The following is a 501-nucleotide window of genomic DNA, read 5'->3' as shown; positions in this document are numbered from 1 at the left end:
CCATCTGGTTTTCATCATTTTTTATACTCATCGCTAGGTTGTCACCCTTATGGATCAATTTTTAATCACTGGTAGTAGTCGTATCGCAGGGGAAGTTACTATTTCAGGCGCCAAAAATGCCGCTTTGCCATTACTTGCCGCTATGATACTGGCCGAGACCCCAACGACATTGCACAATGTACCGTCGTTAAAAGACGTGCGTACATTGATTGAATTGATCGGTGGCATGGGGATTGATATCCAAAAGCAGGGCGACACGGTCACTTGCGATACAAAAAGCATCGATAATTTTTATGCGCCGTACGATCTGGTAAAAACCATGCGCGCATCAATTTTGGTATTAGGTCCATTATTGGCACGTTTTGGCGAAGCTGAAGTGTCACTACCTGGTGGCTGTGCGATTGGTTCACGTCCTGTTGATCAGCATCTAAAAGCGTTTGAAGCGATGGGTGCGGTAATTAGCGTAGAGAATGGTTACGTGAAAGCGCAAGCGCCCAAAGG

At 45.9% G+C, this 501-nt stretch carries 1 pseudogene; it reads left to right on the top strand.

The features are described from left to right. Positions 1-49 precede the first annotated feature (49 nt). A pseudogene (locus ACS8FC_RS21315) lies at positions 50-501 on the top strand (UDP-N-acetylglucosamine 1-carboxyvinyltransferase); the annotation flags it as partial.

The organism is Psychrobacter sp. 1Y4, from assembly GCF_051847555.1.
Note: the sequence above shows the minus strand (reverse complement) of the source record. Positions and strands in the feature narration are given on the sequence as shown.